The 16,893-nt window shown below is 71.1% G+C and carries 16 protein-coding genes; 7 read left to right on the top strand and 9 right to left on the bottom strand.

Annotated elements, in window-relative coordinates; translation table 11 throughout:
- Positions 1-170: 170 nt before the first annotated feature.
- Positions 171-1,343 (bottom strand): serine hydrolase domain-containing protein, encoded by a 1,173-nt coding sequence (locus ACFV9J_RS39090; protein ID WP_385362780.1) that lies wholly within the window; start codon positions 1,341-1,343, stop codon positions 171-173.
- The gene (locus ACFV9J_RS39085; RefSeq protein ID WP_385362779.1) at positions 1,304-2,590 is read right to left on the bottom strand and encodes a multidrug effflux MFS transporter; all 1,287 of its coding nucleotides are present in this window, start codon (positions 2,588-2,590) and stop codon (positions 1,304-1,306) included. The genes ACFV9J_RS39090 and ACFV9J_RS39085 overlap by 40 nt, the downstream gene beginning before the upstream one ends.
- Before the next feature lie 102 nt (positions 2,591-2,692).
- Between ACFV9J_RS39085 and ACFV9J_RS39080 the strand changes: the two genes are divergently transcribed.
- A complete protein-coding gene (locus ACFV9J_RS39080) occupies positions 2,693-3,715 on the top strand; it encodes a Gfo/Idh/MocA family protein (RefSeq protein ID WP_385362777.1) in 1,023 nt (340 codons plus the stop codon).
- Here ACFV9J_RS39080 and ACFV9J_RS39075 read toward each other — a convergent pair.
- Positions 3,702-5,414, bottom strand: coding sequence for an alkaline phosphatase D family protein (locus ACFV9J_RS39075; RefSeq protein ID WP_385362775.1), 1,713 nt, complete (start codon positions 5,412-5,414; stop codon positions 3,702-3,704). The two genes, ACFV9J_RS39080 and ACFV9J_RS39075, sit on opposite strands and share 14 nt — an antisense overlap.
- A gap of 132 nt (positions 5,415-5,546) precedes the next feature.
- Here ACFV9J_RS39075 and ACFV9J_RS39070 point away from each other — a divergent pair, with 132 nt between their 5' ends.
- Positions 5,547-6,338, top strand: coding sequence for an SDR family oxidoreductase (locus tag ACFV9J_RS39070; RefSeq protein ID WP_385362772.1), 792 nt, complete (start codon positions 5,547-5,549; stop codon positions 6,336-6,338).
- Between the two features lie 212 nt (positions 6,339-6,550).
- Here the strand turns inward: ACFV9J_RS39070 and ACFV9J_RS39065 are convergent, their stop codons facing one another.
- Positions 6,551-6,877 carry a nuclear transport factor 2 family protein gene (locus ACFV9J_RS39065; RefSeq protein ID WP_385362770.1) on the bottom strand — a complete coding sequence of 109 codons (327 nt, stop codon included), beginning with the start codon at positions 6,875-6,877 and terminating at the stop codon, positions 6,551-6,553.
- Positions 6,878-7,030: 153 nt separating this feature from the next.
- Here ACFV9J_RS39065 and ACFV9J_RS39060 point away from each other — a divergent pair, with 153 nt between their 5' ends.
- Both ACFV9J_RS39060 and ACFV9J_RS39055 read left to right on the top strand, forming a co-directional pair.
- On the top strand, positions 7,031-7,573 hold the full coding sequence (locus ACFV9J_RS39060; RefSeq protein ID WP_385362768.1) for a DoxX family protein: 543 nt from the start codon (positions 7,031-7,033) through the stop codon (positions 7,571-7,573).
- Between the two features lie 30 nt (positions 7,574-7,603).
- Complete coding sequence (locus ACFV9J_RS39055; protein ID WP_385362766.1) at positions 7,604-7,942, top strand: MazG-like family protein; 339 nt, start codon at positions 7,604-7,606, stop codon at positions 7,940-7,942.
- Positions 7,943-8,006: 64 nt separating this feature from the next.
- Here ACFV9J_RS39055 and ACFV9J_RS39050 read toward each other — a convergent pair whose 3' ends face one another.
- Positions 8,007-9,011 (bottom strand): polysaccharide deacetylase family protein, encoded by a 1,005-nt coding sequence (locus ACFV9J_RS39050; protein WP_385362764.1) that lies wholly within the window; start codon positions 9,009-9,011, stop codon positions 8,007-8,009.
- 29 nt (positions 9,012-9,040) lie between these two features.
- Entirely contained in the window at positions 9,041-10,051 is a 1,011-nt protein-coding gene (locus ACFV9J_RS39045) for a glycoside hydrolase family 11 protein (protein ID WP_385362762.1), read from the bottom strand.
- 314 nt (positions 10,052-10,365) lie between these two features.
- Between ACFV9J_RS39045 and ACFV9J_RS39040 the strand changes: the two genes are divergently transcribed.
- Together ACFV9J_RS39040 and ACFV9J_RS39035 are read left to right on the top strand one after the other, a co-directional pair.
- On the top strand, positions 10,366-11,415 hold the full coding sequence (locus tag ACFV9J_RS39040) for an LLM class flavin-dependent oxidoreductase (protein WP_385362760.1): 1,050 nt from the start codon (positions 10,366-10,368) through the stop codon (positions 11,413-11,415).
- 276 nt (positions 11,416-11,691) lie between these two features.
- Positions 11,692-12,795 (top strand): hypothetical protein, encoded by a 1,104-nt coding sequence (locus tag ACFV9J_RS39035; RefSeq protein WP_385362782.1) that lies wholly within the window; start codon positions 11,692-11,694, stop codon positions 12,793-12,795.
- Here the strand turns inward: ACFV9J_RS39035 and ACFV9J_RS39030 are convergent.
- The 3 genes from ACFV9J_RS39030 to ACFV9J_RS39020 form a co-directional block, all read right to left on the bottom strand.
- Positions 12,771-13,394 carry a hypothetical protein gene (locus ACFV9J_RS39030; protein WP_385362758.1) on the bottom strand — a complete coding sequence of 208 codons (624 nt, stop codon included), beginning with the start codon at positions 13,392-13,394 and terminating at the stop codon, positions 12,771-12,773. The genes ACFV9J_RS39035 and ACFV9J_RS39030 overlap by 25 nt on opposite strands.
- A 148-nt stretch (positions 13,395-13,542) precedes the next feature.
- On the bottom strand, positions 13,543-14,685 hold the full coding sequence (locus tag ACFV9J_RS39025; RefSeq protein WP_385362756.1) for a hypothetical protein: 1,143 nt from the start codon (positions 14,683-14,685) through the stop codon (positions 13,543-13,545).
- A 36-nt stretch (positions 14,686-14,721) separates the two neighbouring features.
- A complete protein-coding gene (locus ACFV9J_RS39020) occupies positions 14,722-15,123 on the bottom strand; it encodes a hypothetical protein (protein WP_385362755.1) in 402 nt (133 codons plus the stop codon).
- Positions 15,124-15,164: 41 nt separating this feature from the next.
- Here ACFV9J_RS39020 and ACFV9J_RS39015 point away from each other — a divergent pair, with 41 nt between their 5' ends.
- Complete coding sequence (locus tag ACFV9J_RS39015) at positions 15,165-16,703, top strand: helicase-related protein (RefSeq protein WP_385362753.1); 1,539 nt, start codon at positions 15,165-15,167, stop codon at positions 16,701-16,703.
- The last annotated feature ends 190 nt before the right edge of the window (positions 16,704-16,893 follow it).

Genomic DNA, 16,893 nt, shown 5'->3' with positions numbered 1-16,893 from the left:
TTGGCGCGTCAACGCCCCGCACCCCCGTAGCCAACCGATTCCGCGCCGTTCCGAGGACGGACACCCCCCGGCGCGCCCCCGACCCACCCACCGCACAAACGGCGCAACGCGCACCCCCACCCAACCCCACAGGCCGCCGCAGGCATCCACCCCGCCGCCGCCGCGGACGATCAGGCCCGCACGGCCCGCGCCACCCGCGTGCACAGCGCCGCGCGGCCCCGGTTGTCCGGGGCGCGGCGGCGCGGATGGACCGTGTTGGCGAGGAGGATCGCGAAGGTGTCCGTCGCCCGGTCGAGGACCAGCATCGTGCCGGTGAATCCGGTGTGCCCCGCCGCCCCCCGCCCCGCCAGCTCGCCCATGAACCACGGCTGGTCCAGGGCGAACCCGAGCCCCGGTTCGGCCAGGAGCAGTTCCACGAAGTCCGGCCCGAGGATGCGCGCGGGCCCGTGGGAACCGCCCGCCAGCAGGGTCCGGCAGAAGACCGCCAGGTCCCGCCCCGTGGAGAACAGCCCCGCGTGACCGGCCACCCCGCCCAGCGCCCAGGCGTTCTCGTCGTGGACGACCCCGCGCAGCATCCCCCGGTCCGCCTTGGCCCACGGCCGCCGCTGGTCCTCCGTGGCCGCGGCGCCCGGACACGGCCCGAAGCCCGTCGCCGTCATGCCCAGCGGCCGGGTGATCCCGTCCCGGACGAGGACGTCGAGCCCCCGCCCGGTGATGCGCTCCAGCACCTGTTGCAGGAGCAGCATGTTCAGGTCCGAGTAGCAGTACGTGCCCGGCACCCCCACCGGCGGCTCCGCCCGCAGCCGCCGCAGCCGTGCCTCCTTGTCGGCGAAGGCGGCGCAGTCGTACAGCGGGAGTTCGGGCCGCAGCCCGGAGGTGTGGGTGAGCAACTGCCGTACGGTGACGCGGTGCTCGGCCGCCGCCCGGAAGTCCGGCAGGTAGGCGCCGACCTCCGCGTCGATGCCGAGCGTGCCCCGCTCGATCTGCTGCACGGCGGCCACCGCGGTGAACAGCTTCGTCAGCGAGGCGAGGTCGAAGGGCGTGTCCACGCTCATCGGCACCCGCGAGCCCTCCGGCAGCTCCACACCCGCGTCGGCGTCCGGGTCGTAGGAGGAGTAGCGCACGGCCCACCCCGCCGCGGCCTCGGCGGCGAGCACGGGCCCGCGTCCGACGGCCACGACGGCGCCCGCCGCCCAGGGGCGTTCGCCGGCGGTGAGGTCGTGGACGTGGGCGACGGCACGACGAAGCTGCCCGGGGTCGAGCCCGGCCCGCTCCGGGGTGTCGCTGCGCAGTCTCGGAGCGCTCAGTTGCCCTCTCCCTTGCCTGTTCTCTCCCCGCGGCACATGGTCACGAGGAAGCCGAGCGCCACCACCGCGGCCGCCAGCTGGACCACGGCCATCGGTACGGCGGTGTCCTCCCCCGCGATCCCGACCAGCGGCGAGGCGACCGCGCCGATGAGGAAGGAGGACGTGCCGAGCAGCGCGGAGGCGGAACCGGCGGACTTCTTCACCCGCATCAGCGCGAGCGCCTGGGTGTTGGGCAGGCTGAGACCCATCGCCGACATCAGCACGAACAGCGCGGCGGCGACCGGCCCGAGCCCGACCTCGCCGAAGACGCCCAGGGACATCAGCAGCAGCACCGCCGCCGCGGCGATCACGACGACGAGGCCGAGGCCGAGCACCCGGTCCAGCCTGACCCGCCCGACGAGGACCTTGCCGTTGATCTGCCCGACCACCACGAGCCCGATCGAGTTGAGGCCGAACAGCAGGCTGAACGTCTGCGCGGAGGCCCCGTAGATCTCCTGCATGACGAACGGCGACGCCGCGACGTAGGCGAAGAGCGAGGCGAAGGCGAAGCCGCCCGCGAGCATGTACCCGGTGAAGGCCCGGTCGGCGAGCAGGCCGCGCATCGCGCGCAGGGTGTCGCCGACACCGCCCGCGTGCCGCTCCTCGACGGGCAGCGTCTCCGGCAGCCGGGCCCACACGACGACGCCCAGCACCACCCCGACCACCACGAGGACGACGAACACGCCCCGCCAGTCCGTCACCCGCAGGATCTGCCCGCCGATGAGCGGCGCGACGACGGGCGCGACGCCGGAGATCAGCATGAGGGTGGAGAAGAAGCGGGCCATGGCCACGCCGTCGTACAGGTCGCGCACGACGGCCCGGGCGATGACGATCCCGGCGGCGCCCGCGAGTCCCTGGACCAGCCGGAAGGCGACGAGGAGTTCCACGTTCGGCGCGACGGCGCACAGCGCGGTGGCGACGACGTAGACGGCGAGCCCGGCCAGCAGCGGACGCCGGCGCCCCCACTTGTCGCTCATCGGGCCGACGACGATCTGCCCGAGGGCCATGCCGGCCAGGCAGGCGGTGAGCGTGAGCTGGACGGTCGCGGCGGGTGCGCCCAGGGACCGGGTGACCTCCGGGAGGGCGGGGAGGTACATGTCCATCGCCAGCGGCGGCGTGGCGGTGAGGCTCCCGAGGATGAGCGTGACGAGAAGACTGATACGCCGCCCGGCGGGCGGCGTTTGCCATATGTGCGACGACTGAGACGTTTGCGGCGTTTGCGTGGACGGCCCGCGCTCGGGCATGTGATGTGCCCCTCCCTCTTCTGCAGATCCGCCACCTATGCTCTCAGCTCGTACGGCCTTGAACGAAACGAACCTGAGCGAGGGTGGGGCAGGGTGTCAGCGGTGACCGGACAGAAGGTGCGCTGGGGGATTCTCGCGACCGGCGGGATGGCGGCGAGGTTCACGGCGGATCTGGTCGATCTGCCGGACGCGGAGGTCGTGGCGGTGGCCTCGCGGACCGAGGCGTCGGCGAAGGCGTTCGCCGAGCGGTTCGGGATACCGCGGGCGTACGGCGACTGGGAGACGCTGGCGCGGGACGAGGACGTCGACGTGGTGTACGTCGCGACCCCGCACTCGGCGCACCGGACCGCGGCCGGCCTCTGCCTGGCGGCGGGCCGGAACGTCCTCTGCGAAAAGCCGTTCACCCTGAACGCGCGCGAGGCCGGGGAACTGGTCGCGCTCGCCCGCGAACGGGGCGTCTTCCTCATGGAGGCGATGTGGATGTACTGCAACCCGCTGGTGCGGCGCCTGAAGGAGCTGGTCGCCGACGGCGCGATCGGCGAGGTCCGCAGCCTCCAGGCGGACTTCGGCCTCGCGGGCCCCTTCCCGGCCGCGCACCGGCTGCGCGACCCCGCGCAGGGCGGCGGCGCGCTGCTGGACCTGGGCGTGTACCCGGTGTCGTTCGCGCAGCTCCTGCTCGGTGAGCCGTCGGACGTCGCCGCGCGGGCGGTGCTCTCGGAGGAGGGCGTCGACCTCCAGACGGGCGCGCTGCTCTCCTACGAGAACGGCGCGCTCGCCTCGATCCACTGCTCGATCACCGGCGGTACGCCCAACTCCGCCTCGATCACCGGCTCCGAGGGCCGCGTCGACGTCCCGGACGGCTTCTTCTTCCCGGACCGCTTCGTGCTGCACCGGACCGGCCGGGACCCGCAGGAGTTCCGCGCCGACCCGGCCGACGGGCCCCGCGAGAGCCTGCGGCACGAGGCCCGGGAGGTGATGCGGGCCCTGCGCGCCGGGGAGACCGAGTCACCTCTGGTCCCCCTGGACGGCACGCTGGCCGTGATGCGGACACTCGACGCGATCCGGGACCGCGTAGGCGTCCGCTACCCGGGAGAAGCGGCGGACCCGGTGGTCACACCGGTGTGAGCCCCGGCTCCCCCGCCTGCGTCACGAAGGACCCCGCGGTCGTGAGCGGCGCGCCCTCGGTGCCGACGTGGGACACCGTCTTGAAGTCGGCGCGCGCCGACTCGCGGCCCAGGGACACCGTGGCGTAGCCGCGCCGCCCGTTGAAGAACTTCAGGTGCGGATTGGCGGCCATCAGGGTGTCCCAGTTGGACGGCTTCTCCGTGCCGTCGCCGCCGCTGGTGACGGACGTGGTGACGATCTCCGTGCCCAGGGTCCGGGAGTCCGGGTCGTCGAAGTCGCGCTTGATGTCGAAGCCGTAGGAGACGTGCACGTCGCCGGTGAGGACCATGAGGTTCTCGATCCCGGCGGCCTGCGCGCCGGCCAGCACCCGCTCGCGGGAGGCCGGGTAGCCGTCCCAGGAGTCCATGGAGACCTTGGACGGCGTGGTGGTCATGTTGTACCGCTGGGAGAAGGTGACCTGCTGGGGCACCACGTTCCACAGGGCGTTGGACCGGTGCCAGCCGTTGATCAGCCAGCGCTCCTGGGCGTCGCCGGTGAGGGTACGCCCCGGGTCCTCGGACTCGGGCCCGGGGAACTGCCAGCCGTCGCCGTACGCCTGGTTGGAGCGGTACTGCCGGGTGTCGAGGACGTCGAACTGGGCGAGCCGTCCCCAGTGCAGCCGGCGGTAGAGCCTCAGGTCCGGGCCGTCGGGCAGCTGCGGGCGGCGCAGCGGCATGTTCTCCCAGTAGGCCCGGTAGGCGGCGGCCCGGCGGATGAGGAACTCCTCGGGCGGGACGCTGTTCTCCGGTGTCTCGTCGGCGTAGTTGTTCTCGGTCTCGTGGTCGTCCCAGGTGACGACGAAGGGGTGCGCGGCGTGCGCGGCGCGCAGGTCGGGGTCGGACTTGTAGAGGGCGTACCGCAGGCGGTAGTCCTCCAGGGTCACCGTCTCGTGGTTGAAGTGGGCGGGCAGGGTGCCCGCGGGGTAGGCGCGGGAGCCGCCGGTGGCGTTCACGGCGTACTCGTAGAGGTAGTCGCCGAGGTGGAAGACGACGTCCACGTCCTCCTGGGCCAGGTGCTTGTAGGCGGTGTAGTACCCCTGGTCGTACTTCTGGCAGGAGACGAGACCGAAGGTGAGGCCGGACACCCGGCTGTGCCGCGCGGGCGCGGTGCGGGTGCGGCCCACCGGGCTGACGTACCGGCCGGCGCGGAAGCGGTAGTGGTAGACGTGGCCGGGCGCGAGGTGGTCGACCTCGACGTGCACGGTGTGGTGGAACTCGGGGTGGGCGGTGGTCCGGCCCCTTCTGACGACGCGGCGGAACCGTTCGTCCAGGGCCAGCTCCCAGCTCACCTCGACGCGTTTGGCGGGCAGCCCGCTGTCGGCCTGGTACGGGGCCGGGGCGAGACGCGTCCACAGCAGCACCGAGCCGGGCTGCGGGTCGCCCGAGGCGACGCCGAGGGTGAAGGGGTCGGCGGTCAGCTGCGCGGCGTCCAGCTCGGCGGCGCTCGCGGTGCCGGCGGCCGGCAGGTTGACGGCGAAGGCGAGCGCGGCGGCGGCGCCGGTGACGGTCAGGAAGCGGCGGCGGCCCAGGCTGCGGGCGGCGGCGCGGAGTTCGGGCGCGTGCGAGGACTGCGACTGGGCCGGGACCCGGGTCGGGGCCGGGGTCGGGGCCGGGGTCGAGGCCGGGGTCGAGGCCGGGGCCTGGTGGTTCGCGGGTGTCATCCGTTCCTCCCCTTGCGGTGGTTGCAAGGGGCATTCGAAGCGCCGGGAGCGACCCCGGTTTGGCACGGACATGGCGATCGCGTGTCGGACGGATGAGTTCCGCATGTTCCGCGGCCCGTACGCTGCCGAGTCATGAACACCGTGAGAACCACCGACGAGGAAAGCGCCGGAGTGCGGAAGGCCGCCGTCGTCACGGGCGCCGGGTCCGGCATCGGCCGGGCGGTCGCCGTCGAACTGCTCACCGCCGGCTGGTCGGTCGCCCTGGCCGGCCGTCGCCCCGAGCCCCTGGCCGAGACGGCCGCGGCGGCACCGGCGGGCGGCGGCACGGCGCTCACCGTCCGCGCCGACGTGTCGCGCCCGCAGGACGTGGCGGCTCTGTTCGGCGCCGTGCGCGACCGGTTCGGGCGACTGGACCTGCTGTTCAACAACGCGGGGACGTTCGGTCCCGGCGGCGTGCCGGTCGAGGACCTTCCCTACGAGGCCTGGCGGCACGTGGTGGACACCAACCTCAACGGGGCGTTCCTGTGCGCGCAGGCGGCGTACCGGCAGATGAAGGAACAGGACCCGCGGGGCGGCCGGATCATCAACAACGGCTCGATCTCGGCACACACGCCGCGTCCGCACTCGGTGGCGTACACGGCGACCAAGCACGCGCTGACGGGCCTGACCAAGTCACTGTCGCTGGACGGCCGTCCCTACGGCATCGCGGTGGGCCAGATCGACATCGGCAACGCGGCGACCGACATGACGGCCGGGATGCAGACCGGCGCGCTCCAGGCCAACGGGGAGACGGCACCCGAGCCCGTGATGGACGTCGCCGACGTGGCGCGCACGGTGCGGCACATGGCCGAGCTGCCCCTGGAGGCCAACGTGCAGTTCGCGACGGTCATGGCGACGGCGATGCCGTACGTGGGGCGCGGCTGAATCTCTTCACACGATCGGAATTTCGGAGTCCGCGCTATTGCGGCCGGTGAAGGACGTATGCTCAAATCTCCTTCACCAGAACTTCACACTTGAAGCGTTGGACTTCCACACGTCCACCACGCTCCATGGGCCACACCGAGGGGGGGAGACGGCAGCCGTTCCACCGCACCGGCCACACCGGTGGGCGGAACGGCTGCCGTACCGTTTCCCGGCTATGCCTGCCCGGTCTCGAAGCGGGCGATCCGGCCGTCCTCGTCGACGGTGAAGTCCCAGCGGGTGCGCATCTCGCCCCAGGTGTCGTTGCGGTAGCGGGCGATGAGGGCGCGCCCGCCGTTCGACTCGTTGTCGACCTCCAGGTGGCCGTTGGAGGAGAAGATCTCCTGGTCGATCCACTGGTCGAGGTTCCGGTCGTCCCCGTCGTCGGCCATGGTGGCGTCCGGCGCGAGCAGCGCGCGGAAGGCCTCGCGGTCGTGGGCGTTGACGGCGGCGACGAAGGCGCGGACGGCCGGGTCGCTGAGTCGCGTGGTCTGAATCGTCATGGCGGCAGCGTCACACCGGCTCCGCGCCCCCGCCACCGGGCGTACCGCCCGCCGTCGCCCGCCACCACCCGAACGGCGCCCGGCGACGGGCCCGGACGCCGCGGACGGGCGACGGTGGGCAGATGAGCCGCCACCGTCCGCGAGGGAGTCGACGTGAAGTGCTGTGACCGGCGGGATCTCGGACTGCTGCTGCTCCGCCTGGGAACCGGCGGGGTCCTGGCCGCGCACGGCACGCAGAAGCTGCTCGGCTGGTTCGGCGGCGGCGGCCTCGGGGAGACCGGTCGGGCCATGGAGGCCATGGGCTACGCGCCGGGCCGGGCCAGCGCCGCCGCGGCGGGTCTCGCGGAGGCGGGCGGCGGGACGCTGCTGGCGCTGGGACTGGCCACTCCGGCGGCGGGTGCGGCCGCGGCCGGCGCGATGGCGGGCGCCGCGGCGGTGCACGCCCCGGCCGGCTTCTTCGCCCAGGCGGGCGGCTACGAGTACGCCGTCTCCCTCGGCCTGACGGCGGCGGGGCTCGCGGTCTCGGGCCCCGGCCGGCTCTCCCTCGACCACGCCCTCGGTCACGCGGTCAACCGGAACTGGATGGTCCCGGCCGCCTTCGCGGTGACGGCGGCGGCCACGACGGTGGTCGTGGGGGCGCGGAACAGGCGGCTGCGCAGGGCGGCCGAGGGGCGCCAGGAGACGCTGTTCGACTGACGCCCGCCGGGACGTGGCACGCTGCTCCACATGAGCGACGACCCGGACCGCGCGCCGACCGACCCCTGGAGCACGGTCGAGGACCTGTGGAGGTGGCTGGATGCGGACCAGCCCGTCGGCGGCAGGGAGGGCCTGCTGCTGCGCATGCTGAAGCTGTCGGAGGAGGTCGGCGAGGTCGCCGAGGCGGTGATCGGCGCGACCGGCCAGAACCCGAGGAAGGGTGTCACGCACACCTGGGACGACGTGGAGGCGGAGCTGTGCGACGTCGTGATCACGGCGATGGTGGCCCTGCGGACGCTGACGCCCGAGGCGCGCGAGGTGTTCGGGCGGCATCTGGCGCGGGTGGCGGGGCGGTCGCTGGGTGAGTGAGTGACCGGAGAGGTCCGTACCCGTGGAATGTGGTCCCGGGTACGGACCGGGGGGGCCGGATCGGTCAGCCCGCGCTGCAGGACACGGCGGGCCAGGTCCAGTTGCCGTTGGCCTGGATGGTGGCGCCCCAGTTGTCGCCGCTGCCGTTCGACCTGGCGGTCAGCGTCTGCGCACCGGGATAGCTCGCGTTGACGTTCCAGGTCGACATGACCTTCGCCGGGGACGGCACGTTCATCGTCACCGTCCAGTCACTGGCACCGCTCACGGAGACGTCGAGGTTGTACCGGTCCCCCCACCGCTGCCCGGCGGACAGAGTGGCCGTACAGGCGCCGCCACCACCGCCCCCGCCGTCTCCTCCCCCGCCGCCGCTGCCGTCGGGGGCGACCGCACGGCCGGTCTGCGGCGAGATCATGCCGGAGCACAGTCCCTTCCCCGCCAGGGTCTGCGCGATGCGCGGGATGGCCGCGAGCGTGTTGGCGGGCCAGTCGTGCATGAGGATGACCTGGCCGTTGCCGAGCCGTGAGACGGCCTGCACGATCGCGTCGGTACTGGCGTTGTTCCAGTCCTGGGAGTCGACGTCCCAGATCACCTCGGTCAGCCCGTACTTGGCCTCGACCGACCGGAGCGTCGCGTTGGTCTCGCCGTACGGCGGCCGGAACAGCTTGGGCGTACCGCCGCCGGCATTGACGATGGCCTGCTGGGTCCGGGAGATCTCCGAATCCATCTGGGCCTGGCTGAGCTGGGTCATGTGCGGGTGGGTGTAACTGTGGTTGGCGACCCACATGCCGGCGTCGACCTGGGCCCGGACCAGGGACGGGTTCTGGGCGGCGTACTGGCCCTGGTTGAACATGGTGGCCCGCAGCCCGTTCTGCCTGAGCGCGTTGAGCAGGGACTGGGTGGTGCCGGAGGGTCCGTCGTCGAAGGTGAGCCCGACGTAGCCGTTGCAGGCCGCGGCCTGGGACGGAGCGGCGCCGGCCGCCACCGTGCCCGCGGCGGCGAGCGCGGTGACGGCGACGCCGGTGACCAGGCTGTGCAGGGGACGCGACGAGGGACGTGGTCTGGTGCGCATGCGTGGTTCCTCCTCTCCGCTGTGGTGGGTCAGCCCGCGCTGCAGGACACGCTGGGCCAGGTCCAGTTGCCGTTGGCCTGGATGGTGGCGCCCCAGTTGTCGCCGCTGCCGTTCGACCTGGCGGTCAGCGTCTGCGCACCGGGATAGCTCGCGTTGACGTTCCAGGTCGACATGACCTTCGCCGGGGACGGCACGTTCATCGTCACCGTCCAGTCACTGGCCCCACTGACGGAGACATTGAGGTTGTACCGGTCCCCCCACTTCTGCCCGGCGGACAGCGTGGCGGAGCACCCGCCACCGCCACCACCACCGTCGTCGCCACCACCGTCGTCGCCGCCACCCATGCCACCGACGTTGATGCTGGAGCTGCCGCTGCTCTGGTAGCCCTCGGTGGCCATGATCATGTAGTAGCTGAAGTTACCGAGCGGCATCCCGGCCCGCGCCCACGCGTCGAAGTGGTTGCCGGTGGTGATGGTGCCGCCGGTCCGCTTCGACTGCCTGACGCTCCAGTACTGGTCGAAGGTGCGGGTGCCCTCGACGGAGGGCTTGTTGACGCGGGTCGTCTTGTAGATGTCGTAGGTGCCGCCGTCGCTGGTGACGGTGCCCTTGTACTCGCCGGTGGGCCGGTAGGTGCCCCAGTTGTCGACGATGTAGTACTCGACGAGCGGGTTCGAGGTCCACCCGTAGAGCGCCAGGTACGCGTTGCCGGACGGGTTGAAGGTGCCCGAGTACTGCACGGTCCTGCGCCCGCCGTTGCTCCAGCCCTTGCCGGCGACGAAGTTGCCGGTGTTGCGCCACGAGGTGCTGTACTGACCGCCGGAGCCCATGTTCATGGAGACGGTGCCCTGGCTGTCGGTCCAGAACGAGTAGTAGTAGCCGTTGTCGGTGCCCTCCTGGTTGGTCGTGACGACCGTGTCGGCCTGGGCGGTGCCCGGCAGCATCAGCGCGGCGAGCGCCGCCAGCGCGACGGCCCACGCGCTCCTGACGAGCAAGGTGACGGGACCGCGTCTGCGGCGCCTCGGCTGGACGAGCAGGTTCATGGGGGGTGTTCCTCTCCTGCGGGTTCGGACAACGGCGACAGTGTTGACCTGCACCCATCAAGCGTCAACGGTTTCGGTAGAAGTTTCGAAACCTTCGACGTCACAGAGGATGCTTTCCTGGAGAGGAAGTTGCAGCTCATGCAACCCTCACCCCACGACGACACACGGCATCCAGAATCCTCTCCCCGCGCGTGCCAGAAAGGATGGATCACTCTTCCGAAAATTTCGAAACCACGGTCTCTGGACAGCCGCAGCGCGGACTCACATCCTCGGTAGCGGCAGAGCACCGTTTCCCACAACGGAGGTTGGCGCTCGTGAAGTTCAGCTACGCGATGCTCCCCGACTACCCCCTGGCCGAGTCCCTGGAGTCGATCCGGCTCGCCGACGAACTCGGCTTCCACGCCTGTTACGCCGCCGACGAGACCTGGCACAAGGACCTCTGGCTCCTCTTCGCCGCGGCCGCCGACCGTACCGACCGCATCCGCCTCGGGCCCAGCGTCTCCCCGGTGACGCTGCGCGAGCCGACCCTGATCGCCCAGGCACTCGCCACGCTCGACGAACTCTCGGGCGGCCGGGCCGAAGGCGTCCTGTCCAGCGGCAACTTCGGCCTGCTGGCCCAGTACCGCATCGACTGGGCCCGCACCAGGCCGCTGTCCCGGGTCAAGGAAGCCCTGCACGTGATGCGCACGTTCCTCGACGAGGGCGCCATCACGCACGACGGCGAGTTCTTCTCGTACGACGGCCTGTTCACCTTCGCCCGGCCCGTCCAGGAGCGGCTGCCGCTGAAGCTCGGCGCGATGCGGGGGCCGAAGTCCTTCGAGGCGGCCGGGGAGTTGTCGGACGGCTGCCACCACGCCCTGAGCTACACCCGCGAGGCCTACGACTACGCGGTGCGGCACATCAGGGCGGGCGCGGAGCGAGCCGGCAAGGACTGGCGTTCGCTGGACATCGGGGCCTGGGTGGTCTTCGCCACCGGACCCGACTCGGCGGCCGCCAAGGAGGCGGCGCGCAGCATGGTCGGCATCTACGCCTCCTCCATGCCCCAGGAGCAGCTTCGCCGCAACGGCGTCGATCCGGCGGAACTGAAGCCGGTCGTCGACGCGATCGGCGCGGGCGACCTGGCCCGCGGCATCGAACTGACCACCCCGGAGATCGCCGAGCGCCTCTCGGTCGCGGGCACGCCCGAGGAGTGCCGGGAGAAGATCGAACGGGACATCGCGCCCAGCGGCGTCAACCACATGATCTGCGCGATCACCGACCGTGCCCTGGTCCGCGCGTTCACGGGCCGGGACCTCGCCGGGGCGGCCGACGTGAACACCCAGTTGCGGCTGATCGCGGAGCGGGTGATGCCGGGGATCGGCTGAGGGGACAGTCCGGATTCGAGGACCGTTCTCAGCCACCGTGACGAGGGGTGCCCCTGCGCCGCCGAGGAAGGGCCACAAACACACCGGCGCCTTCGTCACGGTGGCTGAGAACGGTCCCATACCAGAGACGCGGTCTTGTGGCCGTCATCACACGGCGCCGACAGTGAGACACGGCGGGGCGCGGCCTGACGACCGTGAGGGGGCGATCTCGTGGGGGCAGGGGTGGGAGCCGGAGCCGGGGGAATCGACGAACTGCTACGGGACCGTTTGCTCATCATGGTCAATGACCGATCGGCGACCCAGGTGCTCCCGTACGTTCCGGCCCGTAGGGGCGGACTGGTGCTGACAGGGGCTGCCGCGCCCGTCCGGTGTCGGGAGATCCGCAATGCCCGGCCGGAGACGGTGGTTGTCGTGGACTACGGCAGTCACACCCGGCGTACGGCCACCACTGACGCACCCTTCGGAATGATGTCGGATCAAGGCTGGCGCCATCTGGATCTCGCCGGGCTCGATGAGGTCCTGGACGGCCAGCGCGACAACGGAGCGTCCTACTCCGTGACACCGACGTGCTTCATCCCGGCCGCCGACGGGGCGGGGAGCGCACGGGTGCTCGCCGCCGCGACCGCTCAGGCGAACCGGTTGCGCCGCCAGGACATGGTGCTGCTGCTGCCGTGCAGTTGGCGATGGTTACGGCGGAGCTCCGTGTCCATTCTCGCCGAGCAGATCCGGGCCTGCCGACATCCGGTTGCGCTCGTCATGCAGGCGGACGGCGACCCTCTCGAACGGAATCAGGCCGCCGAGGGGTTGCGCCGGTTGTGCCGCTCCTGTCCTCGTCTCGTGCTGTGGCGGACCGACCTGGCCGCCTTCGACGCGATGGCGCACGGGGCGCTGGGCGCGGCGGTCGGAGGCTCTGCCGTACTCAGGCACGGCGTGGCGCCGCGGCCGGACAACGGAGGAGGGGGCCACAAGGCGTACCCGGTAGTCCTGGTACGGCGCCTGCTGCGCTACCACCGGGTGGCGACGCTCCAGGACTGGTTCGCCCACATCGCCCCGTGGACCTGCGACTGTCCTGTCTGTAGGGGCGCCGCTCTCACCCGCTTCACGGACCACAAGGCCGACACGATCGCCGCCCTGCAGCACAGCGTCTGCGAACTATATGCGCTGCACGAGGAGTTGGACGCGACACTGGTCGGTGACGAACGGACCGGCTGGTGGCGTCAGCAACTCGCGGACGCGTGGGAGTACCACCGCCTGCTGGCCGCCCAAACGGGTACAGAGGTCTCGTTCCCCAAGGTTCTGCAAGCCTGGCGGCGCCAGAGTCCGATGGCGTTGCCCAGGGCCCAGGAGCAGCCGGGTCATGACCGTGCTGGCCCCAGTTGACGCCAAGCCTGCTCATGGAAGAGCCACTGTGCGGCCGAGTGCCGCTCCGGCCGGTAGGGAGCAGGCTCGATCAGCCAGCGCAGCGATCCAGTCGGCTCGTGCCGGGCGACCCCGACGCCGTAGTAGCGAGCCTTGATGAGCAGCAGGTCCATGTCGGTATTCGGTCCCCGCTCCGGCGCGGAGCGGGTTACGACGACCCCGCGGGCGCAGAACGGCGCGAACTGCGAGGCATCCCGCACTGCGGCGTCCCACTCGCCGGGGTCGATGCCGTCCGGTCCGTGTACGAGGACGAGCTCGACACGGACAGCGGGCACGAGCCGCCGTACGACCATGCTCCCCTCGTCGCCCAGGTCCACGATGCCTGGCTTTGCAGTGCGCAGCGTCCGCAGCGCATGGGCGTCGAGGCAGGACCGCGGTACCGGCAGGTCGACGGGCAGGTGGTGAAGGGCGGTGAGCAGCTGCCGGCTGTCGACATCACCGAGGCCGACCGAGGAGCGGCGGCGGGCCTCGTCGTCGAAGACCGTGACGGCGGCCTGTACCTGGTGGCCGCGCAGTCTGAGCCCTCTGAGCCCGACGAGCGCCTGCTCGGCCTGCAGCATGTCCCGTGTCCTCGTCCAGGTCGGTCAAGCGGGCTGGGTGCGGCTGGTGCCGCTCGCCTTCGTTGTCTATCAGCCCCGGCCGTCCTCAGCACATCCACGGCGGAACTTGCCCGCCGGGCTGTTGCCCGCTCTAGGATGCGCTCTCTCGTCAGGCAGCCCTGCGGACGGCGTCCGGCGCAGGTCGGGTCGCGCCCTCCCCGGCGGCCGGTGAGGGCGCCAGGGGTTCGGCGAAGGAGTCGAGCACTGTCACGCCGAACCGGCTGGCAAGTGGCGCGGCTGCCATGGCCAGCGTGACAACGATCGGCGCGGTGAACTCGCCGGCGGCTCCCGAGAGTCCCAGTCCGACGGCCATGGCAAGGAGGGCGCACAGGAAGAGCAGTGGGACGACTACGCGGGCCTTCGGAGAGGGCATCGCAGTCGTGTCCGGGACGGCCTCCGGCACATCGGCGAGCCGGTCCGCGTCGCACACGCGGAAGTCCACGACGAGGGCGCGCGGACGGCTGCTGTACGTGAGGATGCTGCAGACGATGAGCACCAGTTCGCGCTCGTGGGCTGTCCGTTCCTCGCACGCGGCGTTGCCGTGGACAAGGGCGCTGTGGTGACGCAGGGCGCGGATGACGGATGCGGTGCTCAATGCCATGGCAAAGCGACTTCCCGGTACGGCTCCGACGGACGCCCGATGGGCCCTGCGAACCAGGGCCGCGCACAGCTGCTCGACCAGCTGGCTCTGCCAGGCGACCGGCGTCGACTTTGCCGGCGCCTTGTCGGAACGGGTGGTGAAGCTCTCCAGGACGCCCACGGCCACCGCGGTGACCGTGCCCGCGGGGTCTGCGTTGCGCACGGCCAGGATGTCGATGCACATCAGAAAGGCCGACACAAAGAAGAAGGCGAGGTAGACGCCGATTGCCCACAGCGGCGAGGTGCGCCAGTCCGAGGGGACGACGACGAGCGCGAGTGCGGCGCAGGCGAACATGCCAGGTACGGCGAAGACGAGCCGGCTCAGAGGTACCCACGTGCTGTGCGCGTGCACCTGGTCCACGAGCGATTCCCTCGTGAGTACCTGCAACTCCGGGCAGGTGAAGCGCCGTTCAGCAAGTACGTCTTTGACGGCACCGAGGCGGTCTTCTGCCGTGCGTCGTCCGAGTCGCTTAAGCAGTGGCACGCCGCCGAGACGCCGCCCCGGTACGCGCGTACCACTCACCCAGGGGATGTAGTACACGACGAACGTGCCCGACGTCGCGAGGAGCCAGAAGTAGAAGACGAACCACAGGAAAGTCTGTCGCGTGCTCATGGAGGCAGGGTGGCAGGAGGCACCGACACTTCCAGCTCAGCTGACGCCCTGTGGGCCCGACCGTGCACGCCGATCCTCCGGTTGCGCTGTCTGATCGTCAAGGAGCAGCGCTTTCGGGAAGGTCCCGGACAAGAATCCGTCCAAGAACCGACCTCGCAGCTCCCGCAGCCTTTCGCTCTCGCTCTCCGCGATGCGCGCTCGGTCATGCAGACGTCCGGCAACCCGGGCGAACTGTTCGCGCACCTCCTGTGGAAGCCATCTGATCGTGATCGCGGCGAATGCCTTTCGGCTGAGCTCGCGGCCCGCGGATCCCTGTGCGGTCGCGACCAGTTCGGCAGGGCGCAAGCGGATCTCGTGCAGCAGCCAGTACGCGTCGGACGCCGACTCGGGTTCCAGTGCGAGTACGTTGCGGCCGATGGCGGCGGGCACGTGGTTCATACAGCCCGCACACCGTCTTCCCTCGATGCGACAAGGAGGCCGTGGGAAACCCGGAGCAGCTGCTCACATGGTTGCAGGGAGCGAGGGCCGAGCAGCGCGCAGCGCGAATCGTCGCCCCGCATCGGGACGAGAAGGCACCAGAGCTCCCGCCTCCCGGGGATGTCCAGCTCGACTACGTCGGCTCCCTGGCCAACGCCGCGACGGTGATCACGGCTTTGCACCGGGGGGAGAAGCGCCTGGTCTTCTGCGAATCACGCAAGGAGGTCGAGGAACTCGGCGCGGCCCTGCGGGCGAAGGGTGTGACCACCTTCCTGTCCCACGCGTCACTTTCCGCGGACGAGCGGCGGCGGGCAGAAGAAGCGTTCGCGGAGGCTCGGGACTGCGTGATCGTCTCCACCAGCACCCTGGAACTGGGCATCGACGTCGGAGACCTCGACCGGGTCGTCCAGATCGACGCACCCAGCACCGTGGCCTCGTTCCTGCAGCGCCTGGGCCGCACCGGCCGACGCCCCGGTTCCATCCGCAACTGCCTCTTCCTCGCCACCGACGAAGCCGGACTCCTGTCCGCGGCGGCGCTTCTGCTGCTCTGGTCACACGGCTGGGTGGAGCCGGTCGTGCCTCCTCCGGAACCGCGGCACATCGCGGCGCAGCAGATGCTGGCACTCTGCCTCCAGGAGCACCGGGTCGGCGACCGGCTGTGGCAGGAGTGGTGGGGAGGACTTGGACCCTTCGGCCCTTCGGCCGAGCCGATCATGCGCCATCTGGTCGATCAGGGCTTTCTGGACCGGGACGGCGAGCTGTTGTTCATCGGCCCCGAGGCGGAACAGCGTTTCGGCTACCGACACTTCATGGATCTCACCGCGGTCTTCACGGCCGCTCCGGAGTTCACCGTGCTGTCCGGCCGCAGCGAGATCGGTACGACCGATCCCGCGCTGCTCACCGACGAGGTCGTGGGCCCTCGCCGACTGCTGCTCGCCGGGCGCAACTGGCAGGTGACGTACGTCGACTGGTCACGCCGCCGCTGTTTCGTAGAACCCGTGGAGAGTGGTGGCCGGGCCCGGTGGGGCGGCGTCGGACTGGCCCGGGCCTCTTCCTACGGGCTGACGCGGGCGGCACGCGACGTCCTGCTTGGTTCGACGCCTCCGGTCGCTCTCACCCGCCGTGCGGAAGGCGCGCTCGCCCGCGTGCGCGACGAGAACGCCGAGGTGGTCCGGCATGACAGCACCGTCATCGTGCGTGGGGGGCGGGACACGAATGTGAGGTGGTGGACCTGGGCGGGGCATCGCGCCAATGCCACTCTTGCGGCCAGTCTGTCCACCGTCGCCGACCCGCTTCAGCGCCCGACGGACACGAGTGTCCGGCTGCGAGAGGACGTCACGCCTCAGGACTGGAAACGGGCGGCTGCGGACGCCGTGGACGGTCTGTGCCTCCCCTCGGTGGATCCCCGCGCGCTTGCCGGGCTCAAGTTCGGCGCGGCGCTCCCTCCACGTCTGGCCGAGGCGACACTCGCGGCTCGGACGGCCGACCTGGAGGGTGCGGCAGCCTCGCTGCGTGAGGCCGTCACATTCACCGTCAGTTGAGGGGCCCTCAGCTGAATCGACCGTCATCAGCTCTGGTGGATCACCTCGACGACCACTCTGATCTCGCCCGTGTTGTCGTCGAGGCAGCCCTCGCAGAGTCCGGTCGGCCTCCGTGCCGTGGCCGGCCGGGCCGGTCATGGGCGTGGTCTGCTGGTCGCCCGTCCACTCGCCCTGCTGGAACCTCACCGTG

This window comes from Streptomyces sp. NPDC059906 (assembly GCF_042730645.1).
GTDB classification, from domain to species: Bacteria; Actinomycetota; Actinomycetes; order Streptomycetales; family Streptomycetaceae; genus Streptomyces; species Streptomyces rubrogriseus.
The sequence above is the reverse complement of the archived record's forward strand: the minus strand, read 5'-3'. Positions and strand labels throughout refer to the sequence as shown.